The organism is Buchnera aphidicola (Brachycaudus tragopogonis), from assembly GCF_964059175.1.
Classification (GTDB): Bacteria; Pseudomonadota; Gammaproteobacteria; order Enterobacterales; family Enterobacteriaceae; genus Buchnera; species Buchnera aphidicola_BM.
The window spans coordinates 429,741-451,723 of the sequence record NZ_OZ060418.1; the positions used below are offsets into that span (position 1 = coordinate 429,741).

Consider the following 21,983-nt stretch of genomic DNA (forward strand, 5'->3'; position numbering starts at 1 on the left):
TAATAAATAAATGGAGTGTTTTATGTATGCAGTGTTTATAAGTGGTGGAAAACAATATCGAGTAGTTAAAAATCAAATAATTAGATTAGAAAAATTAAATAATCCTGTTGGTACAACTATAGAATTCAATCAAATATTAATGATTTCTAATAAAGACTCTGTAAAAATTGGCAGCCCTTTTATAACTAGCGGAACAATAAAAGCTAATATTGAAAATCACGGTCGGTTAAAAAAAATTAAAATTATAAAATTTAACCGCCGAAAACATTATAAAAAACAACAGGGTCATCGTCAGTATTTTACTGATGTAAAAATTATAGATATTAATTCTACAGGAGAAAATTAAACAATGGCTCATAAAAAAGCAGGTGGCTCCAGTAGAAATGGACGCGATTCTAATGCTCAAAGATTAGGTGTAAAATGTTTTGGGGGCGAATTAATTTCAGCAGGAAGTATAATTGTTAAACAACGTGGAACTAAATTTCATCCTGGAAAAAATGTAGGTTGTGGAAGAGATCATACTATTTTCGCAATTGTAAATGGAACAGTAGAATTTAAAAAAAAAGGATTAAAAAAAAGAACATATATAAATATTCTAAATTAGAATAATTAAATAATATAAAAAAAACCCCTTTTTTAGGGGGTTCTGTTTTTACATATAACATATTAATAAAAAAATAATGCTCATTAATGTCAGAAATATTTCAAGATGGATAAAAAATGAAATTTATTGATCAGACCATAATAGAAGTAATTGCAGGAAACGGCGGAAATGGTTGTGTTAATTTTAGAAGAGAAAAATATATTCCAAAAGGAGGTCCAGATGGTGGAGACGGTGGAGATGGCGGAAATGTTTGGCTAGAATCCAATAATAATTTAAATACTCTTATAGATTTACGATTTAAAAAAAAGTTTCAAGCTCAAAATGGACAAAACGGATCAGGTAAAAAATGTTCTGGTAAAAAAGGAAGTGATATAACAATACATGTACCTATAGGAACAAAGGTAATAAATTATCAAACACGTGAAATAATAGCTGATTTAACTGAAGATAAACAAAAAATATTAGTTGCTAAAGGAGGTTGGCATGGGTTAGGTAATGCTAGATTTAAATCTTCTACGAATAGAACTCCAAGAAAAAGTACATTAGGAACAATAGGAGAAAAAAGAGATATACAATTAGAATTAATTTTGATTGCTGATGTGGGAACACTAGGAATACCTAATGCTGGAAAATCTACTTTTGTAAAAAGCATATCTGGAGCTAAAACAAAAGTTGCAGATTATCCATTTACAACATTGAATCCCATTTTAGGTAGTGTAAGTGTTCCAAATAAAAAAAAATTCATAATAGCAGACATTCCAGGCATAATTCAAGGAGCTTCACATGGATTAGGATTAGGAATTCGTTTTTTAAAACATTTAGAAAGATGTAAAATACTGCTTCATATCGTTGATTTAAAACCTCAAAATAATTCTCATCCTATAGATAACATAAGAATCGTTTTAAATGAATTAAAAAAATATAGCATGGTTGTATACAATAAACCAAGATGGTTAGTTTTTCATAAAATAGATTTATTAACTTCACAAGAAGTTAATGACAAAATTAAAGAAATTCAAAATCAATTAAAAATACAAGAAAAATATTATTGTATTTCATCAATAAAAAAAATAGGAATAAAACAATTATGCTTTGATATTATTGATTTTTTAGCGAAATAAAAAAGAACTCGGTTTTTTGAAAACCAAGTCCCTATAAAAAACTAATAAATTAATTTTTAACGTTTAGAAAATTGTGGACGTTTTCTAGCTTTACGTAAACCTATTTTCTTACGTTCAACTTGACGTGAATCTCGGGTAACAAAACCAGATTTTCTTAATTCGTATCGTAATGACTGATTATATTTAATTAAAGCACGAGTAATACCTTGACGAATAGCACCTGCTTGACCAGAAATTCCTCCACCTTTCACAGTAATATAAATATTAAACTTACTTATCATATCAACCAATTCTAATGGCTGACGAACAATCATACAAGAAGTTTCACGACCGAAATATTCACTTAAAGAACGTTTATTTACAGTAATTTCACCATTTCCAGATCTAAGAAAAACTCTAGCAGAAGAGCTTTTACGACGACCAGTACCATAATTTTGAGTATGAATCATTAATTTTTCAACCTCTTTATCAAATATTTAAAAATTGAGGACATTGTGCAATATGATTGTGTTTGTCATGAGAAAAAACTTTTAATTTTTTTAACATAGCACGTCCTAACGGACCTTTAGGCAGCATACCTTTTACAGCAGTTTCAATTACTCTTTCTGGATGGCGAGATATCATTTCTTCAAATCTAGCCTGTTTTATACCACCTATATAACCTGTATGATGATAATAAATTTTATCAATCTTTTTTTTTCCAGTAACTAATATTTTTGAAGCATTTAAAACAATAATATAATCTCCAGTGTCAAGATGAGGAGTATATTGAACTTTATGTTTTCCTCGAAGATGAAAAGACAATACACTTGCTAAACGTCCTAATATTTTATTAGTTGCATCTACATAATACCAATTTCTTTTAATATCACTTAATTTCGCTGAGAAAGTTTTCATTTTAAACTCATTAAAATATAATTATTTGTAGAGAAAATAATACTATGATTATAATTAATAAGATATAGTAAATATATTCAACTAAAATATTTTTTAAAATATTTCTTTTTTATATTAATATATACTCTATAGGTGATAAATTATGCCCAATAAAAACTCTTTATTATTTTTTCGTAATGAAATTAATTATATAGATGAAAAAATAGTCAAATTATTAGCAAAAAGAAAAGATCTTATCTTAGAAATTGCTGAATCAAAAATAAAGAACAACAAACCTATACGAGATATAGAACGCGAAAAAAAAATGCTAGAAAAATTAATTTTTTTAGGAAAAAAAAATCAGCTAAAACCTGAATATATAACTCGCTTATTTCAATTAATAATTGAAGAATCAGTATTAACTCAAGAAAAATTATTAAAACAATTTTGTGATAATCATCAATTAACTCGTAACAGTTTTTCTATTTTAGGACCTAAAGGCTCTTATTCTCATATCGCAGCTTCTGAATATGCAAATCGAAATTTTAAAAAATGTGTCATAAAAGAATGCTCTACATTTGAAAAAGTTATTCTATCAGTCGAAAATAATCAATCGGATTACGCTGTTTTACCAATAGAAAATACTTGTTCTGGTTTTATTTATGAAGTCTTCAATCTTTTGAAAAAAACTAATCTATTTATCATTGGTGAAATTAATATTTTTATAAATCACTGCTTACTAGCAATTAAAAAAATTCCATTAGATAAAATTAAAACTGTATACAGTCATCCCCAACCATTTCAACAATGTAGTAATTTTATTCAAAAATTTCCAAAATGGACAATTAAATATACTAAAAGCACAGCTGATGCAATGAAAAAAATTAATAAATATAATGACAAATATAATGCGGCGTTAGGAAGTGAAATAGGAAGTAAAATTTATGGACTAAATGTTTTATCTAAAAATTTAGCAAACCAAGAAAAAAATATTACAAGATTTATTTTATTACATCGAAATTCTATTACGTTTTCTTCAAAAATACCCACTAAAACAACGTTGATTTTTAGTACAGGACAAGAATCAGGTGCTCTTGCTGAAGTCTTGTTAATATTAAAAGAAAATAAATTAATCATGAAAAAAATTACTTCACAAAACATTTATAAAAATCCATGGGAAGAAATGTTTTACATTGATATACAAGCAAATCTATCCTCAGAATTAATGCAAAAAACTATAGAAAGAATTAAAAAAATAACTAAATTTATAAAAATTTTAGGATGTTATCCAAGTGAAAATATTTGTCCAATAGTGCCATGATTCTTTAAATAAAAAAACTGTTTTAAAAAAATCAAATTCTTATATTTAATATATAAAAAATATTAAAAAGTTTTTAATATAGTTTTAAAAAAAATAAATCTAGTAAATTTTTTAATATAAACATGATTATATGAATAATTTTTTATAAATTTTAACATGAGCAATAGATAATGTTTAATAATTTAACTCAGCGTCTTTCACAAAGTTTACGTAAAATTATCAATAAAGGCAGACTAACAGAAGACAATATTAAAGATACAATAAGAGAAGTACGAAAAGCATTATTAGAAGCAGATGTAACGTTATCTGTAGTTCAAAAATTTATAGATAATGTTAAAAAAAAAGCAATTGGTCATGAAATAAATAAAAGTTTAACTCCTGGTCAAGAATTTATAAAAATAGTTAAAAACGAGTTAATATTTGCAATGGGTGAAAAAAATAATATTTTAAATTTATCTATTGCACCACCAGCTGTTATATTAGTCATAGGTTTGCAAGGAGTAGGAAAAACTACTAGTTTAGCAAAAATAGGAAAGTGGATACAAAATAAACATAAGAAAAAAATATTAATTGTATCAACTGATATTTATCGTGCGGCAGCTATTAAACAACTACAAATATTATCTCATCAAATTAAAGTAGATTTTTTTGAATCCAATCAAGATGAAACACCAATACAAATTACTCAAAAAGCATTAAAACATGCACAAAAAAAATTATATGACGTTTTATTGATTGATACAGCAGGAAGATTACATATTGATCAAAAAATGATGGATGAAATTCATGAAATACAAAACTTATCAAATCCGATCGAAACATTGTTAATAGTAGATTCAATGATGGGTCAAGATGCAGTAAATATGGCAAAAATATTTAATAATAAATTGTTTATATCTGGTATAGTATTAACTAAAACAGATGGTGATTCTAGAAGTGGAATTGCTTTATCTATGCGTCATATTACTGGAAAACCCATTAAATTTATAGGCACTGGAGAAAAAATCACAGAGCTAGAAACATTTTATCCGGAAAAAATTGCCAATAGAATCTTAGGAATGCATGATGTTACGACTTTAATTGAAGATATAGAAGACACTGTTGATCAATCTCAAGTGCAAAAACTTACAAAAAAATTAAAAACAGGTGAAAATTTCAATTTAAATGATTTTTTAATCCAAATTAAGCAAATGCAAAAAATTGGAGGATTAAATTTTTTCATCAATAAATTTTTTAAAAATAATTCCTTATCTAATAATATATCATTATTAAATATGGATAAGAACGCATTGAATAAAGTTGAAGCAATGATATCTTCAATGACACCTAAAGAACGATTAACGCCAAGTATCATTAAAGGATCAAGAAAACGTAGAATTGCTTTAGGATCCGGAACGAACGTACAAGATGTTAATAAATTATTAAAAAATTTTGATGTTATACAAAGAATTATGAAAAAAATAAAAACTAGTGGAATATCTAAAGTAATGAGAGGAATAAAAAACATAATACCTAAAAATTTTTAACAAATCAAATAATAAAAATATAATATAGTAGATATTTTCTAATTAATTCGAAATTTATCTTTCCAAAATATATAAATTCAAAGAAGAATAGAACATGGTAAAAATTCGCTTAGCTCGATATGGAACAAACAAACGTCCATTTTATAAAATGGTAGTAGCTGACAGTCGTTTTTCTAGAGATGGTCGTTTTATTGAACGTGTAGGATACTTTAATCCTATTGCTCGAGGAAAATCTCGTTTAATACAAGTAAATTTAGATCGTATTCGATATTGGAAAAGCCAAGGAGCGCAAATATCAAAAAGAACTGAAAAAATTATTAAATTATATAATAAAAAAGAGGTATTCTCATAAATAATATAAATATACCAGTTCAACCATTATTAATAGGAAAATTTGGCAAATCTTATGGAATATTAGGATGGATAACTATTTTTTCTTTTACAGAAGAAAAAGAAAAAATATTTGATTATTTTCCATGGTTTTTTTTTAAAAAAAAATGGACAAAAGTTCAAGTTAAAAACTGGAAAAAATATAAAAATCATTTTATTGTTTATATAAAAGGTATTTCTAATCGTTCAGATGCTAGAGAACTAACTAATTTAAATATTGTTATTAGTAAACACACATTGCCTAAATTAAAAAAAAATGAATATTATTGGAACGATATTATTAACTACAAGGTAGTGAATACATATCAGCATTACTTAGGTAAAGTAATAGATTTAATACGTACAAAAAATAACGATATCTTAATAGTAAGCAATACATTAGCAATATCTAAAAAAAACATCTTTATTCCATTCATTGAAAAAAAAATAATAAAAGAAATAAATTCCAACTATAAACTTATAACAGTTCAATGGAACTCAATTACACCTTATAAATGAAAAACAAATATGATAATACTTTAATATGGTTTAAAATCATTACTATTTTCCCAGAAATGTTTAATGCAATTACTAATTATGGTATTACTAGTAGAGCAATTAAAAAACGAATAATTAATATTGATTTTTTAAATCCAAGAAATTTTACTAAAAATAAATATAAGTCTATAGATGATCGTCCTTATGGAGGAGGACCTGGTATGATAATGAGTGCTGAACCATTGTATCAATCCATTCAGCATGCAAAATCTGAACTAAAAAATGCTACTGTAATCTATTTATCTCCTCAAGGAAAATTGTTAAAACAAAATTGCATAGAACAACTTATTAAGAAAAAACAAATTATTTTTATATGTGGTCGATATGAAGGAATAGACCAAAGAATTATTGATTCTCAGGTAAATGAAGAATGGTCAATTGGAAATTACATACTTACTGGAGGAGAATTGGCAGCTATGATTATGATTGATTCTATATCTAGATTCATTCCAGGAGTGATAAAAAAAAAACAATCTATAGAAAACGAATCTTTTTCTAAAAATTTACTTGATCATCCTCATTACACTCGACCAAAAAAAATTCACAATATGTCAGTTCCAGAAGTATTATTATCTGGAAATCATAGTGAAATTCGTCTTTGGCGATTAAAACAATCATTAGGAAAAACTTGGACGAAACGCCCCGATCTTTTAAAAAAACATATTTTAAATAAAGAAGAAATAATTTTATTAAACAAATTTAAAAAATACAAAAATAAAAAAGTTATTTAAGTTATCTTGTTGTAAAGGAAAAATCCATGAGAAATGTGATTAAAGAGATAGAAAAAAAACAATTAAAAAAAAATATACCTATTTTTAGACCTGGAGATACTATAGAAGTTAAAGTATGGGTGATTGAAGGTTCTAAGAAACGCATACAATCTTTTGAAGGAATAGTAATTGGAATAAGAAATCGTAATTTAAATTCATCTTTTACTATACGTAAAATATCTAATGGAGAAGGTGTTGAACGTGTTTTTCAAACACATTCTCATAGCATTGATGAAATTATTATGAAAAGAAAAGGTTTAGTGAGAAAAGCAAAATTATATTATTTAAGAACTCGAACTGGTAAAGCTGCACGTATTAAAGAAAGACTTAATTAATATTGATCAAAATAACTTTAATATGCAGTCATGACATAATTCTTGACTGCATTATTTTATATAACACATAAATCATGAATATTTTTTATAGTAAACTAAACTGTTCCACCTATAGTTAAATGTTCTAATTTAATAGATGGTTGTCCTATTCCTACTGGAATATTTTGTCCATCTTTTCCACAAATACCCATTCCTTGATCCATTTTTAAATCATTACCGACCATTGATATTTTTTGCATTACTTCTAAACCAGAGCCTATTAATGTAGTGTTTTTAATCGGTGAAGAAATTTTTCCTTTTTTTATTAAATAAGCTTCTGAAGTAGAAAAAACAAATTTTCCAGAAGTGATGTCAACTTGACCCCCAGAAAAATTTACAGCATATATTCCATATTCAATACTTTGAATTATATCTTCTATTTTAGATGTACCAGATAACATATAAGTATTAGTCATACGTGGCATTGGTAAATATGAATATGATTCGCGACGTCCATTTCCAGTAGACTGTGTTCCCATTAAGCGCGCGTTAAGTTTATCTTGCATATATTTTTTTAATATTCCATTCTGTATTAAAACGTTATATTGTCCAGGAGTTCCTTCATCATCGATACTTAATGAACCACGTTGATCTTTTATTGTACCATCATCAATAATAGTACATAGTTCTGATGCAACTTTTTTTCCAATCATATTAGTAAAGACTGATGTCCCTTTTCTATTAAAATCACCTTCTAAACCATGGCCTATAGCTTCATGTAATAAAACACCTGGCCATCCAGAACCTAAAACTACAGGAAAAGTTCCTGAAGGCGCTTCTTTTGAAGATAAATTTAATAAAGCTATACGAACAGCTTCTCTAGACCAATGATCAATTCTATTTTCTTTTGATAAATCATCTTTATTTATAAAAAAATTATAATCAGCACGACTGCCACCCCCACTTCGACCTCGTTCTCTTTTTCCGTGATCTTCAACTAAAACACTAATGGAAAATTGTACTAAAGGTCTTATATCTGTTGCTAAATCTCCATCAGTAGAAGCTATTAATATTTGCTCATATGAACCTGTTAAAGTAGCATTCACTTCTATAACACGATTATCGACACTACGTGCTATATGATCTGCTCTATAAAGCAAGTCGCTTTTCTCTCTAGAAGAAAACATTTGCAAAGGATTAATAACATTATAAAATGGTTTTACTTTTTTTTGTGAAAACGTTTTTGTTTTTCCTAGACCTTTAACAAAAATAATACTACGTGCCATATTAGTGCTTTTTCTTAAAGAATCTATGGATATTTGGTCGGCATATGCAAATCCTGTAGTCTCTCCTCGAATAGCTCTAACTCCAACTCCTTGATCTGAATGATATCTGCCTTCTTTTATAATTCTGTTTTCTAACGACCAAGATTCATAAAGATGAGATTGAAAATAAAGATCTCCGTAATCTAATTTACGCATACATAGTTCTTCTAAACACACTGAAAGATCTTGTTGAGTTATTTTATTAGCAATTAATAAAGATTCAGAAACTAATTCAAATGTCATTTAAACTCACTTAATTTATAATAATTTGATAAAAACTTATTATAAAAGATAAAAGATAAAATAAAAAATATTTTTTAATACAAAATATTATATAATAAGTTTCTTTTTTTTTAAAAATTAATTATTTAAATTTAAAATACTATCTTTAACAGAGATGAAATATGAAAAATATATTATTAATTAATGGACCGAATTTAAATCTTCTCGGAACACGAGAAACTGAAATTTATGGTGAATGTACTCTAACTGATTTATTAAATAATTTAAAAACAAAAGCTAAAAAACTCAATCTTTCTTTGGATCATATACAATCTAATGCAGAACATGTATTAATTAATAAAATTCATTCTTCAAGAAATAATGTCCATTATATTATTATTAATGCTGCAGCCTTTACGCACACTAGTATAGCTATAAGAGATGCTTTAATAGCAGTAAGCATTCCTTTCATTGAAGTTCATATTTCAAATATTTATTCTAGAGAAGATTTTCGCACTCACTCGTGGTTATCTGATATTTCTCAAGGTGTAATTTGTGGACTCGGTCTTGATGGTTATTATTGGGCATTAAAAACAATATCTAATAGGCTTTTAAAATTAAATAAAAATTAAAAAAATTTTATATAAATACTTTTATACATTTATATAAACTGTATTTTTTAATAAAAATATGAAAAAATAAAAAAATATATTTTTTGCACTCTCTTAATTTTCATTAAAATAGAAAGTGCAATAGAAAAAATTAATTCATACCATATTTTTTTAATTTTTTCCGTAATGTACTACGATTTATACCCATCATTAAAGCTGCACGAGTTTGATTTCCTCTAGTATGCTGCATAACCATATCTAATAATGGTTTTTCTAATTCAGCTAATGCTAATTCATATAAATTATTGACATATTTACCATTCAAGTTTAATAAATAGTATTTCAAAGCTTGTTTTACTAATTCACGTAAAGGTTTTTTTACGATACGATCCTGAGAATCTGCACTAGATAAAACAAAAAATTCATTTTTTATTAGTTCTTCTAACATAATACTATCAGCTCTTTATTTTTTAAATTTATATAGTTTTTAAAAAATTAAAAAATATATTTTTTTTGAACTTTTTTTCATACTATGAATAATATGTTTTATTAAAAACAAATACAATAAATAAAATTTATTTGTTATAGATTTTGCAAACATACAAGAAGTTTTTTCATATCTTCAGGAAGAGAAACAGTCCAAGACATTAAATTTTGAGTAATAGGATGTTGAAAAGAAATATGACTAGCATGTAATGCTTGACGAGGAAATTCATATATTTTATTTGTATTTTCATTAGTTTTGTAATTTATACCCCGAATAATACCTTTGTAAACACGGTCACCAACTAATGGATGTTTTATATATAACATATGAACACGAATTTGATGTGTACGTCCTGTGCCTAATCGTATTAATATATGCGTATGAAATTTAAAACGATTAATAATTTTATAATAAGTAATTGCTTGTTTACCTAAGTGATGTACTGTCATAGATATTCTTTTAATATGATGACGCATTATAGGAGCATTTATTGTTCCTCCTGAAATCATATTACCTATAACTATTCCTTGATATTCTCGAATAATTTTTCTTTTTTTTAATAATTTTACTAAATAACTATACGATTGAATAGTTTTAGCAATTACCATTAATCCAGTAGTATCTTTATCTAAACGATGTACAATACCAGCACGAGGTAAATATTTAATATTTTTATAATGATACAATAATGCGTTTAAAACAGTTCCTGTATTATTACCAGCACCTGGATGAACAACTAAACCGGCAGGTTTATTAATCACTAATATCTCATTATCTTCATAAATAATATTTAAAGTAATATTTTCAGGAATATTCAATCTTATATCTTGAAGAGTAGGATAAATGGTGATGGTTTCTCCTCCCAATATTTTTTGATCAGGTTGATTAACAACAATTTTATCAACAAGTACTTGATTCATAATAATTAATTGTTTTAAATAAGAACGAGAATATTTTTTAAATAATTGAGCTAATACTTGATCTAATCTTTTTCCTGATAAAGAAATACAAGATACCATTTCACTTAATTCTATTTTTTTCAATAAAATGTTCCTTATCATAATAAATATTTTTTATACGTCTAAAACGAAATCTTGAATTCTTATAAAATATGATATTCTATATTTTATTAAATAAAATATTGTAAAAAAATATTAATTTACTTTTTAAAATACCATAATGAAAAAACAAAATAACATTACATGCATTTTTTTAATTGTATGTTTAAACTTAATGACACAATGTGAATCATCTAATAATAAAATTTTTAAAGAAACATATTCTTTTTATGAAAACGCTAGAAGAGAATTAAGAGAAAAAAACTTTAACAATGCAATATACATATTAGAAAAAATTAAAAAAAATAATATGTATAACTTTATTAATGATAAAATTCAGATTAATTTAATTTATTCTTACTATAAAAATTTAAATTTAAATACAGCAAAAAAAAATATCAAACAATTTATAAAAATTTATCCAAATCATCCAAATATGGATTATATTATATATATTCAATGTTTAATTGATATATCTATGGATAAAAATATATTTTTTAAAAATTTACCTATCAATTATCATAAAAATGATCCTCATTACGCAATAAATGCATTTTTTAAATTAAAACATTTCATTTATCAGTATCCTAAAAGCCCTTACGTAATAAATGCTAAAAAAAATTTAATATATTTAAAATATCGTTTATCCGAACATGATTTAAAAATATTAGAATATTATTTTTTGCATAAAAAATATATAGCTGTTGTGAATAGAGGAGAGGAAATGATACAAAAATATCCAGAAATGCCAGCTACACGAAAAGCACTTATATACATGAAGAAAGCTTATATCGAATTAAACATTTTTAAAACAGCTGAAAAAATATCAAAAATAATTTCATTAAATAAAATTTAAAAATTTTTAAAAAAATATAAAACACTTTATTATAATGTTGAAAATATACATTAATAAAAAAATTTAATAAATCTCTTTATGTAATTAACATATTTTTTATTTCAATTAATAAGAATAATTATGAACACAACAACCAATAAAATACGTCAAGATTTTTTAAATTTTTTTGAAAAAAAAGGACATGTAATTATTCCTAGTAGTTCTTTAATTCCATATAATGATTCTACATTATTATTTACCAACGCAGGTATGAATCAGTTTAAAGAGATTTTTTTAGGTCAAAAAAAAAGTCATAACCCTTGCGTAGCTACTGTGCAGCGCTGCTTGAGAACTGGAGGAAAGCATAACGATTTAGAAAATGTAGGATATACTTCAAAACATCATACATTTTTTGAAATGCTTGGAAACTTTAGTTTTGGTGATTATTTTAAGAAAGAAGCTATTGAATACGCTTGGGAATTACTAACATCAAAAAAATGGTTTAATATACCAAAAAATAAATTATGGGTTTCTGTATATCAAGATGATGATGAAACATATCAAATATGGAAAAATATTATTCAAATACCTTCTCAACGTATCATTAAAATTGGCGATAAAAAAAATTTAAAATATAATTCAGAAAACTTCTGGCAAATGGGTGATACTGGACCGTGTGGTCCTTGTACTGAAATATTTTATGATTATTATAGTAACAATGCAAGTAATTCTTTCGAATTTTTAGAAAATAAAAATGATCGTTTTATTGAAATCTGGAATATTGTTTTTATAGAATTTAATCGTATTTCAAAAACAAAAATTATCTCTTTACCAAATAAATGTATTGATACAGGTATGGGATTAGAAAGAATATCTGCTGTTTTACAGAATGTTTCTTCTAATTATGATATTGATATATTTCAAACATTAATAAAAACTATAGCTACATTTTCTAATGTAAAAGATTTAAATCATATTTCTCTAAAAATCATAGCAGATCATATTCGATCTTGTACATATATTATAGCAGACAATATTGTACCATCAAATGAACATCGAGGTTATGTTTTAAGAAGAATTATTAGAAGAGCATTAAGACATGGTCATAAAATTGGCATAAAAGAAAATTTTTTTTACAAACTTGTTTCTAGTGTTATTAAAGTTATGGGTGATAGTAGTAATATTTTAAAACAAAAAAAGAAAAAAATAGAAGAAATATTAAAAACAGAAGAAATACAATTTTCTCATACTCTTGATAAAGGTCTTAAAATATTAAATAATGAAATAAAAAAAACACATAATAATATTCTCTCTGGAAAAACTGTATTTTATCTGTATGATACTTTTGGATTTCCAGTTGATTTAACAGCTGACATATGCCGCGAAAAAAATATTAAAATAGACTACACAAGCTATGAGTTGTCTAAAGAAAATCAAAAACAACAATCTAATGTTAATAAAAAATTTTATAAAAACTATAATGACTATATTGTAATCAGTGACAAATGTATCTTTCAAGGTTATCGCAAAAACACAGTAAAATCGTTAGTAAAATATATTTTTGTTAAAAATAATCCGGTTTTAGAACTTAACACCAATGAAGATGGAATAATTTTTCTTGACACAACATCTTTTTATGCAGAATCAGGAGGGCAAATTGGTGATATAGGTAGAATATATAATGAAAAATCATGTTTTGTAGTAAAAAATACGAAAAAATATGGAAAAACAATAGGACATATTGGAAAATTAATTTCAGGAAAAATTATAGTAAATGATTATATCTACAGTCAAATTGATCAAGATCATAGACATTCTATTGAATTAAACCATTCAGCAACACATTTGCTACATGCTGCGTTAAAAAAAATTTTAGGAGAACATGTTAGCCAAAAAGGATCTTTAGTTACTAATACACATTTAAGATTTGATTTTTCGTATTCTAAAACCATATCACTCATTCAAATACAACAAATTGAATATATTATCAATCTTAAAATTCGTAATAATATTATTATTACAACAAAAGAATTAAGCTTAGAAGAAGCAAAAAAAAATCAAGCCATTGCTTTGTTTGAACATCAATATAAATCTATAGTTCGAGTAGTATTTATAAATAATTTTTCCAGAGAACTTTGTGGTGGAACACACACTAAAAGAACTGGAAACATTGGACTTTTTAAAATTATTAATCAATCAAGTATAGCATCAGGAATTAAAAGAATTGAAGCTGTTACTGGACAAAAAGCAATAGATTATTTACACAAAAAAGATAAGTATATACAAGATATATCTCTTTTTTTAAATTGTAATTATTCTCATATTAAAGAAAAAATAAAAAAGATAATGGTTACTATAACAGATTTAGAAAACAAAATTATTGAATTTCAAAAAAAAGAAAATACATATTATATAAAAAAATTAATACAAAATATTGTATATATAGAAGAAATAAAATTTATTGAAAATATATTTTATAACTACGAACATAAATTAATGAGAGAAATAGTTGATCAATTAAAAAAAGAATTAAAAACCACAATTATTGTATTAACAAATATTAAAAATAATTGTTTTACAATCATTGTAGGAATTACAAAAAATTTAATTAACAATATAACAGCAATAGAAATCATGGACATTATTATGAAACAAACAAATGGAAAGGGAGGAGGTAAAAAAGAGACTGCTGAAGGAGGCGGTGTTAATATAGAAAACTTACCTATAGTTTTAAAAAATATTAAAATATGGATTCGTAAAAAATTTAAAAAATAATAAATATTTATAATCTATAGATTATAAAGTAAAATATTCATTTAAAATATATAATGTATAGTTAAAAAAATTTTTATGGTCTACGTTTAACCCTGTATTATTCATAACGCCAGGAACTGGAAAGGCCGAACTCTTTTAATATTTCAAGGAAAAAAGAATGCTTATTCTAACTCGTCGAGTTGGTGAAACGTTAATAATTGGCGACGAAATAACTGTAACAGTACTAGGAGTTAAAGGTAACCAAGTTCGTATTGGTGTAAATGCCCCTAAAGAAGTTTCGGTACATCGTGAAGAAATATATCAACGTATTCAAGCTGAAAAACAACAACAAAAAATTTGCTAATCAACACTGCATCTTGCTAATATCAAGTAAGATGCAGTTTTTATATTTATCTGATTTAAAAAATAACAAATATCTTATATAAAATATATTTGACTTATATAGAAAAAAAAGTAAAATAAAAATACAAAAAATTTTTTTATAAAATTGTAATCAGGTGAGATGGCCGAGAGGTTAAAGGCGCTCCCCTGCTAAGGGAGTATGTAGAAAATATCTGCATCGAGGGTTCGAATCCCTCTCTCACCGCCATCATTTAATTTTTAAAATTGCATCCGTAGCTCAGTTGGATAGAGTACTCGGCTACGAACCGAGCGGTCGGAGGTTCGAATCCTTCCGGATGCAAAATAAAAAACCAAAACATCCTTATTTAAAAAACACGCAAAATATATATTATATATTCAAAAAAATTATATAAAATCATTTAATATTTTATATCAGGAGACAAAATTGATACAAGATATCTCCAAAAAAATCAATTTTTTAAAAGAAAATCCAAAAATATTAGAAGGCATTTTAAGAGGAATTGAACGTGAAACTTTAAGAATTCAAAAAAATGGAAATTTTTCTGAAAATAAACATCCATGTTCAATTGGATCACCGCTAACTCACAAATGGATTACAACTGACTTTTCAGAAAACTTATTAGAATTTATTACACCTACAAGTAATAATATAGATTATTTATTATCTTTTTTAAAAGATCTCCATTCCTTTGTAGCATCAAAAACACAGCATGAACGTATGTGGCCTTTTAGCATACCATATTCTTATAATAAAAAAACAAATATCAAAATAGCCGATTATGGAACTTCTAATATAGGAAAAATAAAATCTATTTATCGAACAGGTTTAAAAAATCGTTATGGTAAACTTGTTAACACAATCTCTGGTGTACATTATAATTTTTCATTGCCTTTAAAATTTTGGCAACATTGGAAAAATTGGCAAGAAAAAAAAGATGAAAAAAGTAATAAAGATTACATTTCATCAGGTTATTTAAATTTAATTAGAAATTATTATAGATTTGGATGGATAATTCCTTATTTGTTTGGATCATCACCAGCAGTATCATCATATTTTTTAAAAAATACAGATAAAAAATATCAATTTCAAAAAAATCAAGAAAATATATTTTATTTGCCATGGTCAACTTCATTAAGAATTAGTGATTTTGGATACACTAATACTAAAATTATAGATTTAAACATTTTATTTAACGATTTACATTCTTATGTAAAGTCATTAAAAAATGCCCTCGAAACACCTTCAAAAAAATTTGTTCATATAGGACTAAAAAATATAAAAGGCGATTTTAAACAATTAAATACTAACATTTTACAAATGGAAAATGAACTCTACACACAAATTAGACCAAAAAGAAAAACAAAAAATGGAGAATCACTTATAGAAGCGATCGAAAAAAGAGGCATTGAATATGTAGAAATACGTTCTTTAGACATTAATCCTTTTTCTTCTATCGGTATAAGTAAAAATCAAATATTGTTTTTAGATTTATTTTTAATTTGGTGTGCTTTAATTGATGCACCTATCATGAAAAAAAAAGATTTTTTACTAACTACTAAAAACTGGGAAAAAATAATTTTTGAAGGAAGAAAACCCAATCAAACTATTTATATTAAAAATAAAAAAGAAAAAACTTTATTTGAAATTAGTGAAATAATGTTTCAAGATTTAAATCAAATTGCATTAATATTAGATTATAATGAAAATAATGCATTATATCAAAAAGCTTGTAAAAAAATAATGTTATATTTTAAAAACCCAGAATTAACTTATTCCGCTAAGTTTTTAAAAAATATAATTAATATAGGTATCAAAAAAACAGGAATAAACTTAGCTAATAAATATCATAAAAAATTTATTGATAGATCTCATATAAATTACCATAAAAAATTTTTAGAAAAAGAAGTTTTACTTTCTCATCAAAAACAAAAAAAAATAGAACAAGAAGATACATTATCTTTTGAAGAATATATAAAACATAAAAAAATTCTCCCATGCCAGTAAACATGGGACATATAAAAATATAAAAATATCAATATATTCATATTCAATATTCTTAATTATATTAAAAAAAGTATTTTTAAAATTTTTAATAAATAGTAAAAAAATAAATAATTTTATTCAGACAATGCATTTACTTTATCAGTTTTTTCCCATGGAAATTCTTCTCTACCAAAATGACCATAAACTGCTGTATTCAAATAAATCGGTTGTAGAAGATTAAGCATTTTAATTATTCCGTATGGACGTAAATCAAAAATTTCACGAATTAAAGAAATTAAAGAAGCATTACTGATTTTTCCAGTTTTAAAAGTATCAACCATAATAGAAGTTGGCTCTGCTATTCCAATTGCATAAGAGAGTTGAATTTCGCAGCGATCAGCTAAACCTGAAGCAACAATATTTTTAGCTACATATCTCGCTGCATATGCTGCAGAACGATCTACTTTTGAAGGATCTTTTCCAGAAAAAGCACCTCCTCCGTGTCTAGACATGCCACCATAAGTATCAACAATGATTTTACGACCAGTTAAACCACAGTCTCCCATAGGTCCACCTATAACAAATCTTCCGGTAGGATTAATAAAAAATTTTGTATTTTTTGTTAGCCATTTTTTCGGCAATACCGGTTTTATAATTTCTTCCATAATTGCTTCCTGTAAAACATTTTGACTAATGCTTGCTTGATGCTGTGTCGAAAAAACTACAGTATCAATTCCTACTATAGTCCCATTTTTATATTGAAATGTCACCTGACTTTTAGCATCAGGTCTGAGCCACGATAAAATATTCTTTTTTCTTAATTCAGATTGTTGCTTCATTAAAAGATGAGCATAAGTAATAGGTGCTGGCATTAACACTTCTGTTTCGTTTGTAGCATAACCAAATATAATTCCCTGATCTCCAGCTCCTTGTTCTAAAAAATTAACATTCTCTATACCTTGATTAATGTCTGGTGATTGTTTTCCTATCGCACTTAAGACTGCACAAGAATTAGCATCAAATCCTGCATCAGAATTAACATAACCAATATTATTAATAGTATTTCTAGTAATTTCTTCAACATCAACCCATGCAGTTGTTGTAATTTCACCTCCAATTAACACCATACCTGTTTTTACATAAGTTTCACAAGCAACACGTGCTTTTAGATCTTGCTTAAGTATTGCGTCTAGCAACGCATCAGAAATTTGATCAGCAATCTTATCTGGATGACCTTCTGAAACTGATTCAGATGTAAAAAAATATTCAGCCATTTTATATCTACCTTACTCAAATAATTTTATTTTAATTATTTTTAAAAAAATATTTTTTATATAAAAATCTTTAATATTAAATATTGTTAATATTTTTATCTTGTTTAAAATATATTAAAATGTTAATTAGAATATCTTTATTAAAAATAATAATAAATTATTATTCATTTCTAATAAAATTTATGTTTTAAATTTTTAAAAAAATAGATATATTTATTATATCCAAATAAAATATATCATATAAAAAATAATTTTTTAAAATAGATAAAATAAAATGATAAAAAAAATATTTATCTTAATTAGTATGTTTTTTTTTTGTTCTTAAATAAAAAAAACCATTTTTATAAACATCACGTACAAAATTTTTACCAATCAAAACTTATAGCAATTAAAATTCATAAAAATGCACCAGGATCTTTTTATTGTGGATGTACAATTATTTGGAAACAAAAAAAAGGCATTCCTAATTTATCATCTTGTGGATATAAAATTCGAAAAAATAAAATTCGTGCAACAAGAATTGAATGGGAACATATAGTACCAGCATGGCAATTTGGCCATCAAAAAAAATGTTGGAAACAAGGAGGGCGTAAAAAATGTATTAAAATAGATCCAGTATATAAAAACATTGAATCTGATATTCATAATTTACAACCAGCTATTGGAGAAATCAATGGAGATCGTTCTAATTTTATGTATGGTCAATTAAATGATACAGTTTCTCAATACGGAAAATGTAATATAAAAATAGATTTTAAAAAAAAAATAGTTGAACCACCTGAAAGATCTCGAGGAGCTATAGCACGAACTTATTTTTATATGAATAAAAAATATAAAATAGTTTTATCTCATAAACAAAAAAAATTATTTATCTTATGGGATAAACAATTTCCTGTAACAAAATGGGAATGTGAAAGAGAACAATTAATATTTCATATACAAGGTTATCATAATAATTATATTTATAAAAAATGTATAAAAAATAACAAATGAAAAAAAATAAAAAAAAAATTCCACGCATTTATATTCAAGATAATTTTAAAATTCATCAAGTCTTATTTTTATCAAAAGATCATATTCATTACGTTAAAAATGTTTTAAGAATGAAAATAAAAGATGTATTAGAAATATTTAACAACACTAATCATATTTTTTTCGCTGAAATCATAAATATTTCTAAAAAAATAATTCAAGTAAAAATTTTTAAGAATAAATTTAAAAATGTTGAATCACCGCTGCATATTCATTTAGGACAAGTAATTTCTGCAAATGAAAAAATGGATTTCACTATTCAAAAATCAATTGAAATGGGTGTAAATATTATTACACCATTATTTTCTCAATATTCTGATACTCAAACAAAAAATATAAATATTCCTAACAAGATGAAACGCTGGGAAAAAATAATTATTTCTGCATGTCAACAATGTAATCGAAATATTATTCCAATTATTAAAGATCCAAAAGATATTTTATCTTGGTGCAAAAATGATAAAAATAATAGCATAAAGGTTATTTTTCATCCAAAAGCTATATTAACTATTAATGATTTACCAAAATCTATAAAATACATTCGAATAATTATTGGCGCTGAAAAAGGTTTTTCAAATAACGAAATCCTGAAAATTATTAAATATGGTTTTCTTGCAATAAAATTAGGCTCAAGAATTTTAAGAACAGAAACTGCGTCTGTTGCCGCTATAACTGCATTACAAATAAAATTTGGTGATTTAACAACAATTTAAATATTTTTATATTTTTATTTAAAAATCCATATCTTATTAGGTGTTAAAACAATAGGCAATGAAACATCCCAGGACTGTTTAGGTATATTATCGACCAATTGAAAATTATAAGAAAAACCTACTGGTAGAAAATTTTTTTTTCTCCAGTGATTTAAACAGACATCATAAAAACCTCCACCCATACCTAATCTATTTCCCTGCGAATCAAAAGCAACTAATGGTACTATAACTACATCTAAATTAGATATTGAAATAATATCTTCAATATGAAAAAAAGGCTCAAATATGTTATATGGATTACGATGTAACAGAGAATGAGAAGTAAAGTGAACAAATAATAATTTTTTATCATAAATAGAATTTATAACAGGAAGAAAAACTGTTTTTTTATTTAACCACAACTGAAAAATAAAAGGATATGTATTTATTTCTCCATCAAAAGGCAAAAAAACAGCAATATTTTTAGCTTTACAAATAAAGCTAAAATTAAAAGCAAATTTAGCAATTTCTATAGATGCTTTGTACTTTTGTGTGATATTTAATGATTGACGCATAAAACGCATATGTTGACGAATTTTTTTGCGATCTTGTAAAAATTTTGTTAACATAGATTCTTATTAAAAATTATTTTTGTTTTTTTGTAATGGTTTTTATTCCTGTTTTTGTACCAATTAAAACAATATCAGCACTTCTAGAAGCAAATAAACCAACTGTTACTACTCCAGGTAAAGCATTGATTTTTTTTTCCATTGATATAGGATCTTTAATACGTAGATTATACACATCTATAATGACATTTCCGTTGTCTGTAATTACATCTTTTCGATATTTTGGCTTTCCTCCAATTTTTATTATTTCTTTTGAAATATAAGATATTGCCATAGGGATAATTTCAATAGGTAATGGAAAATTTCCTAAAATATCTACTTTTTTTGATTTATCAACAATACAAATAAAGCTCTTTGCCATCGCAGCAATAATTTTTTCTCTAGTTAAAGCGGCCCCCCCGCCTTTAATCATCTGTAAATGATGATTTATTTCATCAGCACTATCAACATAAAGAGCTACAGAACTAAAATTTTTTAAGTTAAAAACTTGTATTCCTTGTTCTTTTAACAAAGCAGTAGAACTGTTAGAACTAGATACTGTTCCATATATTAAATTCTTTTTTGTACTTAAAGCTTTGATAAAGTAAAAAATGGTTGTACCAGTTCCAACTCCTATAACAGAGCCAGGATAAATATAATCTAATGCAGCCCATGCTGCTTGTTTTTTTAATTTATTTAAATCCATAATGTAAAAAAATTATTGTTTATTTTCAAATTTTGGTTTTTTTAACAGAAAAAAATAATATATTTTTGATCTTCTTTAGGTAAAGATTTAGTATATGAAATTAGTATTTTTAAATAACAAATTTAAATTTTTGATTTAATAAATATTATTTATACTAGACAGTAAAAAAAAGATATTTTTTCAGAATGGCTGGGGTACCTGGATTCGAACCAGGGATGCCGGTATCAAAAACCGGTGCCTTAACCGCTTGGCTATACCCCAAAATTTTAATAATATATTTTAAAGAATTTTTAGATTATACGGGAGGCGAGATTTGAACTCGCATACCTTTCGGCGCCAGAACCTAAATCTGGTGCGTCTACCAATTTCGCCACTCCCGCTAAAATGGTAGCTACGACGGGAATCGAACCCATGACCCCAGCGTTATGAGTGCTGTGCTCTAACCGACTGAGCTACGTAGCCTATTAAAAAATTTATTAATTTACTTATTATATTTTATAATATATCAATTAAATAATCAATAAAATTATATTAAAAATATACAACACATTT

24 protein-coding genes and 5 tRNA genes are annotated in these 21,983 nt (G+C 25.3%); 18 read left to right on the forward strand and 11 right to left on the reverse strand.

What is annotated here, in order from left to right; translation table 11 throughout:
• The first annotated feature begins 22 nt into the window (after positions 1–22).
• The 3 genes from rplU (at position 23) to cgtA (ending at position 1,725) form a co-directional block, all read left to right on the forward strand.
• Complete coding sequence (gene rplU / locus AB4W64_RS01985) at positions 23–346, forward strand: 50S ribosomal protein L21 (protein ID WP_367677829.1); 324 nt, start codon at positions 23–25, stop codon at positions 344–346.
• Positions 347–349: 3 nt separating this feature from the next.
• A complete protein-coding gene (gene rpmA, locus AB4W64_RS01990) occupies positions 350–604 on the forward strand; it encodes a 50S ribosomal protein L27 (RefSeq protein WP_367677830.1) in 255 nt (84 codons plus the stop codon).
• Positions 605–720: 116 nt separating this feature from the next.
• Complete coding sequence (gene cgtA, locus AB4W64_RS01995; RefSeq protein ID WP_367677831.1) at positions 721–1,725, forward strand: Obg family GTPase CgtA; 1,005 nt, start codon at positions 721–723, stop codon at positions 1,723–1,725.
• Positions 1,726–1,781: 56 nt separating this feature from the next.
• On the opposite strand, the gene rpsI is transcribed toward cgtA, so the two are convergent.
• A complete protein-coding gene (rpsI, locus tag AB4W64_RS02000; RefSeq protein ID WP_367677832.1) occupies positions 1,782–2,174 on the reverse strand; it encodes a 30S ribosomal protein S9 in 393 nt (130 codons plus the stop codon).
• A gap of 19 nt (positions 2,175–2,193) precedes the next feature.
• On the reverse strand, positions 2,194–2,622 hold the full coding sequence (gene rplM / locus AB4W64_RS02005; protein ID WP_367677833.1) for a 50S ribosomal protein L13: 429 nt from the start codon (positions 2,620–2,622) through the stop codon (positions 2,194–2,196).
• Positions 2,623–2,764: 142 nt separating this feature from the next.
• On the opposite strand from rplM, the gene AB4W64_RS02010 reads away from it, so the two are divergent.
• From AB4W64_RS02010 to rplS, 6 genes are all read left to right on the forward strand, one after another.
• A complete protein-coding gene (locus AB4W64_RS02010; protein WP_367677834.1) occupies positions 2,765–3,922 on the forward strand; it encodes a chorismate mutase in 1,158 nt (385 codons plus the stop codon).
• 170 nt (positions 3,923–4,092) lie between these two features.
• A complete protein-coding gene (gene ffh / locus AB4W64_RS02015) occupies positions 4,093–5,448 on the forward strand; it encodes a signal recognition particle protein (protein WP_367677835.1) in 1,356 nt (451 codons plus the stop codon).
• A 94-nt stretch (positions 5,449–5,542) separates the two neighbouring features.
• Positions 5,543–5,800, forward strand: coding sequence for a 30S ribosomal protein S16 (gene rpsP, locus AB4W64_RS02020; RefSeq protein WP_367677836.1), 258 nt, complete (start codon positions 5,543–5,545; stop codon positions 5,798–5,800).
• A complete protein-coding gene (rimM, locus tag AB4W64_RS02025; RefSeq protein WP_367678297.1) occupies positions 5,791–6,336 on the forward strand; it encodes a ribosome maturation factor RimM in 546 nt (181 codons plus the stop codon). Before rpsP ends, rimM begins: the two co-directional genes overlap by 10 nt.
• A complete protein-coding gene (trmD, locus tag AB4W64_RS02030; RefSeq protein WP_367677837.1) occupies positions 6,333–7,106 on the forward strand; it encodes a tRNA (guanosine(37)-N1)-methyltransferase TrmD in 774 nt (257 codons plus the stop codon). The genes rimM and trmD overlap by 4 nt, the downstream gene beginning before the upstream one ends.
• A 26-nt stretch (positions 7,107–7,132) precedes the next feature.
• Complete coding sequence (gene rplS, locus AB4W64_RS02035; RefSeq protein ID WP_367677838.1) at positions 7,133–7,480, forward strand: 50S ribosomal protein L19; 348 nt, start codon at positions 7,133–7,135, stop codon at positions 7,478–7,480.
• Between the two features lie 95 nt (positions 7,481–7,575).
• Here rplS and tldD read toward each other — a convergent pair whose 3' ends face one another.
• Positions 7,576–9,027 (reverse strand): metalloprotease TldD, encoded by a 1,452-nt coding sequence (gene tldD / locus AB4W64_RS02040; protein WP_367677839.1) that lies wholly within the window; start codon positions 9,025–9,027, stop codon positions 7,576–7,578.
• A 161-nt stretch (positions 9,028–9,188) separates the two neighbouring features.
• On the opposite strand from tldD, the gene aroQ reads away from it, so the two are divergent.
• Complete coding sequence (gene aroQ, locus AB4W64_RS02045; protein ID WP_367677840.1) at positions 9,189–9,638, forward strand: type II 3-dehydroquinate dehydratase; 450 nt, start codon at positions 9,189–9,191, stop codon at positions 9,636–9,638.
• 130 nt (positions 9,639–9,768) lie between these two features.
• Here the strand turns inward: aroQ and fis are convergent, their stop codons facing one another.
• Both fis and rluD read right to left on the reverse strand, forming a co-directional pair.
• Positions 9,769–10,065 (reverse strand): DNA-binding transcriptional regulator Fis, encoded by a 297-nt coding sequence (gene fis / locus AB4W64_RS02050; protein ID WP_367677841.1) that lies wholly within the window; start codon positions 10,063–10,065, stop codon positions 9,769–9,771.
• Positions 10,066–10,199: 134 nt separating this feature from the next.
• Positions 10,200–11,147: a 23S rRNA pseudouridine(1911/1915/1917) synthase RluD gene (gene rluD, locus AB4W64_RS02055; RefSeq protein ID WP_367677842.1), complete on the reverse strand. Its 948-nt coding sequence runs from the start codon at positions 11,145–11,147 to the stop codon at positions 10,200–10,202.
• 136 nt (positions 11,148–11,283) lie between these two features.
• Between rluD and AB4W64_RS02060 the strand changes: the two genes are divergently transcribed.
• The 6 genes from AB4W64_RS02060 (at position 11,284) to gshA (ending at position 17,140) form a co-directional block, all read left to right on the forward strand.
• Positions 11,284–12,018 carry an outer membrane protein assembly factor BamD gene (locus AB4W64_RS02060; protein ID WP_367677843.1) on the forward strand — a complete coding sequence of 245 codons (735 nt, stop codon included), beginning with the start codon at positions 11,284–11,286 and terminating at the stop codon, positions 12,016–12,018.
• Positions 12,019–12,138: 120 nt separating this feature from the next.
• Entirely contained in the window at positions 12,139–14,772 is a 2,634-nt protein-coding gene (gene alaS / locus AB4W64_RS02065) for an alanine--tRNA ligase (RefSeq protein WP_367677844.1), read from the forward strand.
• 157 nt (positions 14,773–14,929) lie between these two features.
• Positions 14,930–15,115: a carbon storage regulator CsrA gene (gene csrA, locus AB4W64_RS02070; RefSeq protein ID WP_367677845.1), complete on the forward strand. Its 186-nt coding sequence runs from the start codon at positions 14,930–14,932 to the stop codon at positions 15,113–15,115.
• 153 nt (positions 15,116–15,268) lie between these two features.
• Positions 15,269–15,361, forward strand: a tRNA-Ser gene (locus tag AB4W64_RS02075).
• A 19-nt stretch (positions 15,362–15,380) separates the two neighbouring features.
• Positions 15,381–15,454: transfer RNA gene (locus AB4W64_RS02080), tRNA-Arg, on the forward strand.
• A gap of 105 nt (positions 15,455–15,559) precedes the next feature.
• Positions 15,560–17,140, forward strand: a complete 1,581-nt coding sequence (gene gshA / locus AB4W64_RS02085) for a glutamate--cysteine ligase (protein WP_367677846.1) — start codon at positions 15,560–15,562, stop codon at positions 17,138–17,140.
• 113 nt (positions 17,141–17,253) lie between these two features.
• Here the strand turns inward: gshA and metK are convergent, their stop codons facing one another.
• A complete protein-coding gene (gene metK, locus AB4W64_RS02090) occupies positions 17,254–18,393 on the reverse strand; it encodes a methionine adenosyltransferase (protein ID WP_367677847.1) in 1,140 nt (379 codons plus the stop codon).
• Between the two features lie 315 nt (positions 18,394–18,708).
• On the opposite strand from metK, the gene AB4W64_RS02095 reads away from it, so the two are divergent.
• Positions 18,709–19,386: an endonuclease gene (locus AB4W64_RS02095; protein ID WP_367677848.1), complete on the forward strand. Its 678-nt coding sequence runs from the start codon at positions 18,709–18,711 to the stop codon at positions 19,384–19,386.
• Positions 19,383–20,138, forward strand: a complete 756-nt coding sequence (locus AB4W64_RS02100) for a 16S rRNA (uracil(1498)-N(3))-methyltransferase (RefSeq protein WP_367677849.1) — start codon at positions 19,383–19,385, stop codon at positions 20,136–20,138. Before AB4W64_RS02095 ends, AB4W64_RS02100 begins: the two co-directional genes overlap by 4 nt.
• Before the next feature lie 14 nt (positions 20,139–20,152).
• Here AB4W64_RS02100 and AB4W64_RS02105 read toward each other — a convergent pair whose 3' ends face one another.
• The 5 genes from AB4W64_RS02105 to AB4W64_RS02125 all read right to left on the reverse strand — a co-directional run bounded on the left by AB4W64_RS02105 (position 20,153) and on the right by AB4W64_RS02125 (position 21,893).
• Positions 20,153–20,746 (reverse strand): 5-formyltetrahydrofolate cyclo-ligase, encoded by a 594-nt coding sequence (locus AB4W64_RS02105; protein WP_367677850.1) that lies wholly within the window; start codon positions 20,744–20,746, stop codon positions 20,153–20,155.
• A 16-nt stretch (positions 20,747–20,762) separates the two neighbouring features.
• Positions 20,763–21,431, reverse strand: a complete 669-nt coding sequence (gene rpiA / locus AB4W64_RS02110; protein WP_367677851.1) for a ribose-5-phosphate isomerase RpiA — start codon at positions 21,429–21,431, stop codon at positions 20,763–20,765.
• A 186-nt stretch (positions 21,432–21,617) separates the two neighbouring features.
• Positions 21,618–21,692, reverse strand: a tRNA-Gln gene (locus AB4W64_RS02115).
• A gap of 37 nt (positions 21,693–21,729) precedes the next feature.
• Positions 21,730–21,811: transfer RNA gene (locus AB4W64_RS02120), tRNA-Leu, on the reverse strand.
• Between the two features lie 5 nt (positions 21,812–21,816).
• Positions 21,817–21,893: transfer RNA gene (locus AB4W64_RS02125), tRNA-Met, on the reverse strand.
• Positions 21,894–21,983: the final 90 nt, after the last annotated feature.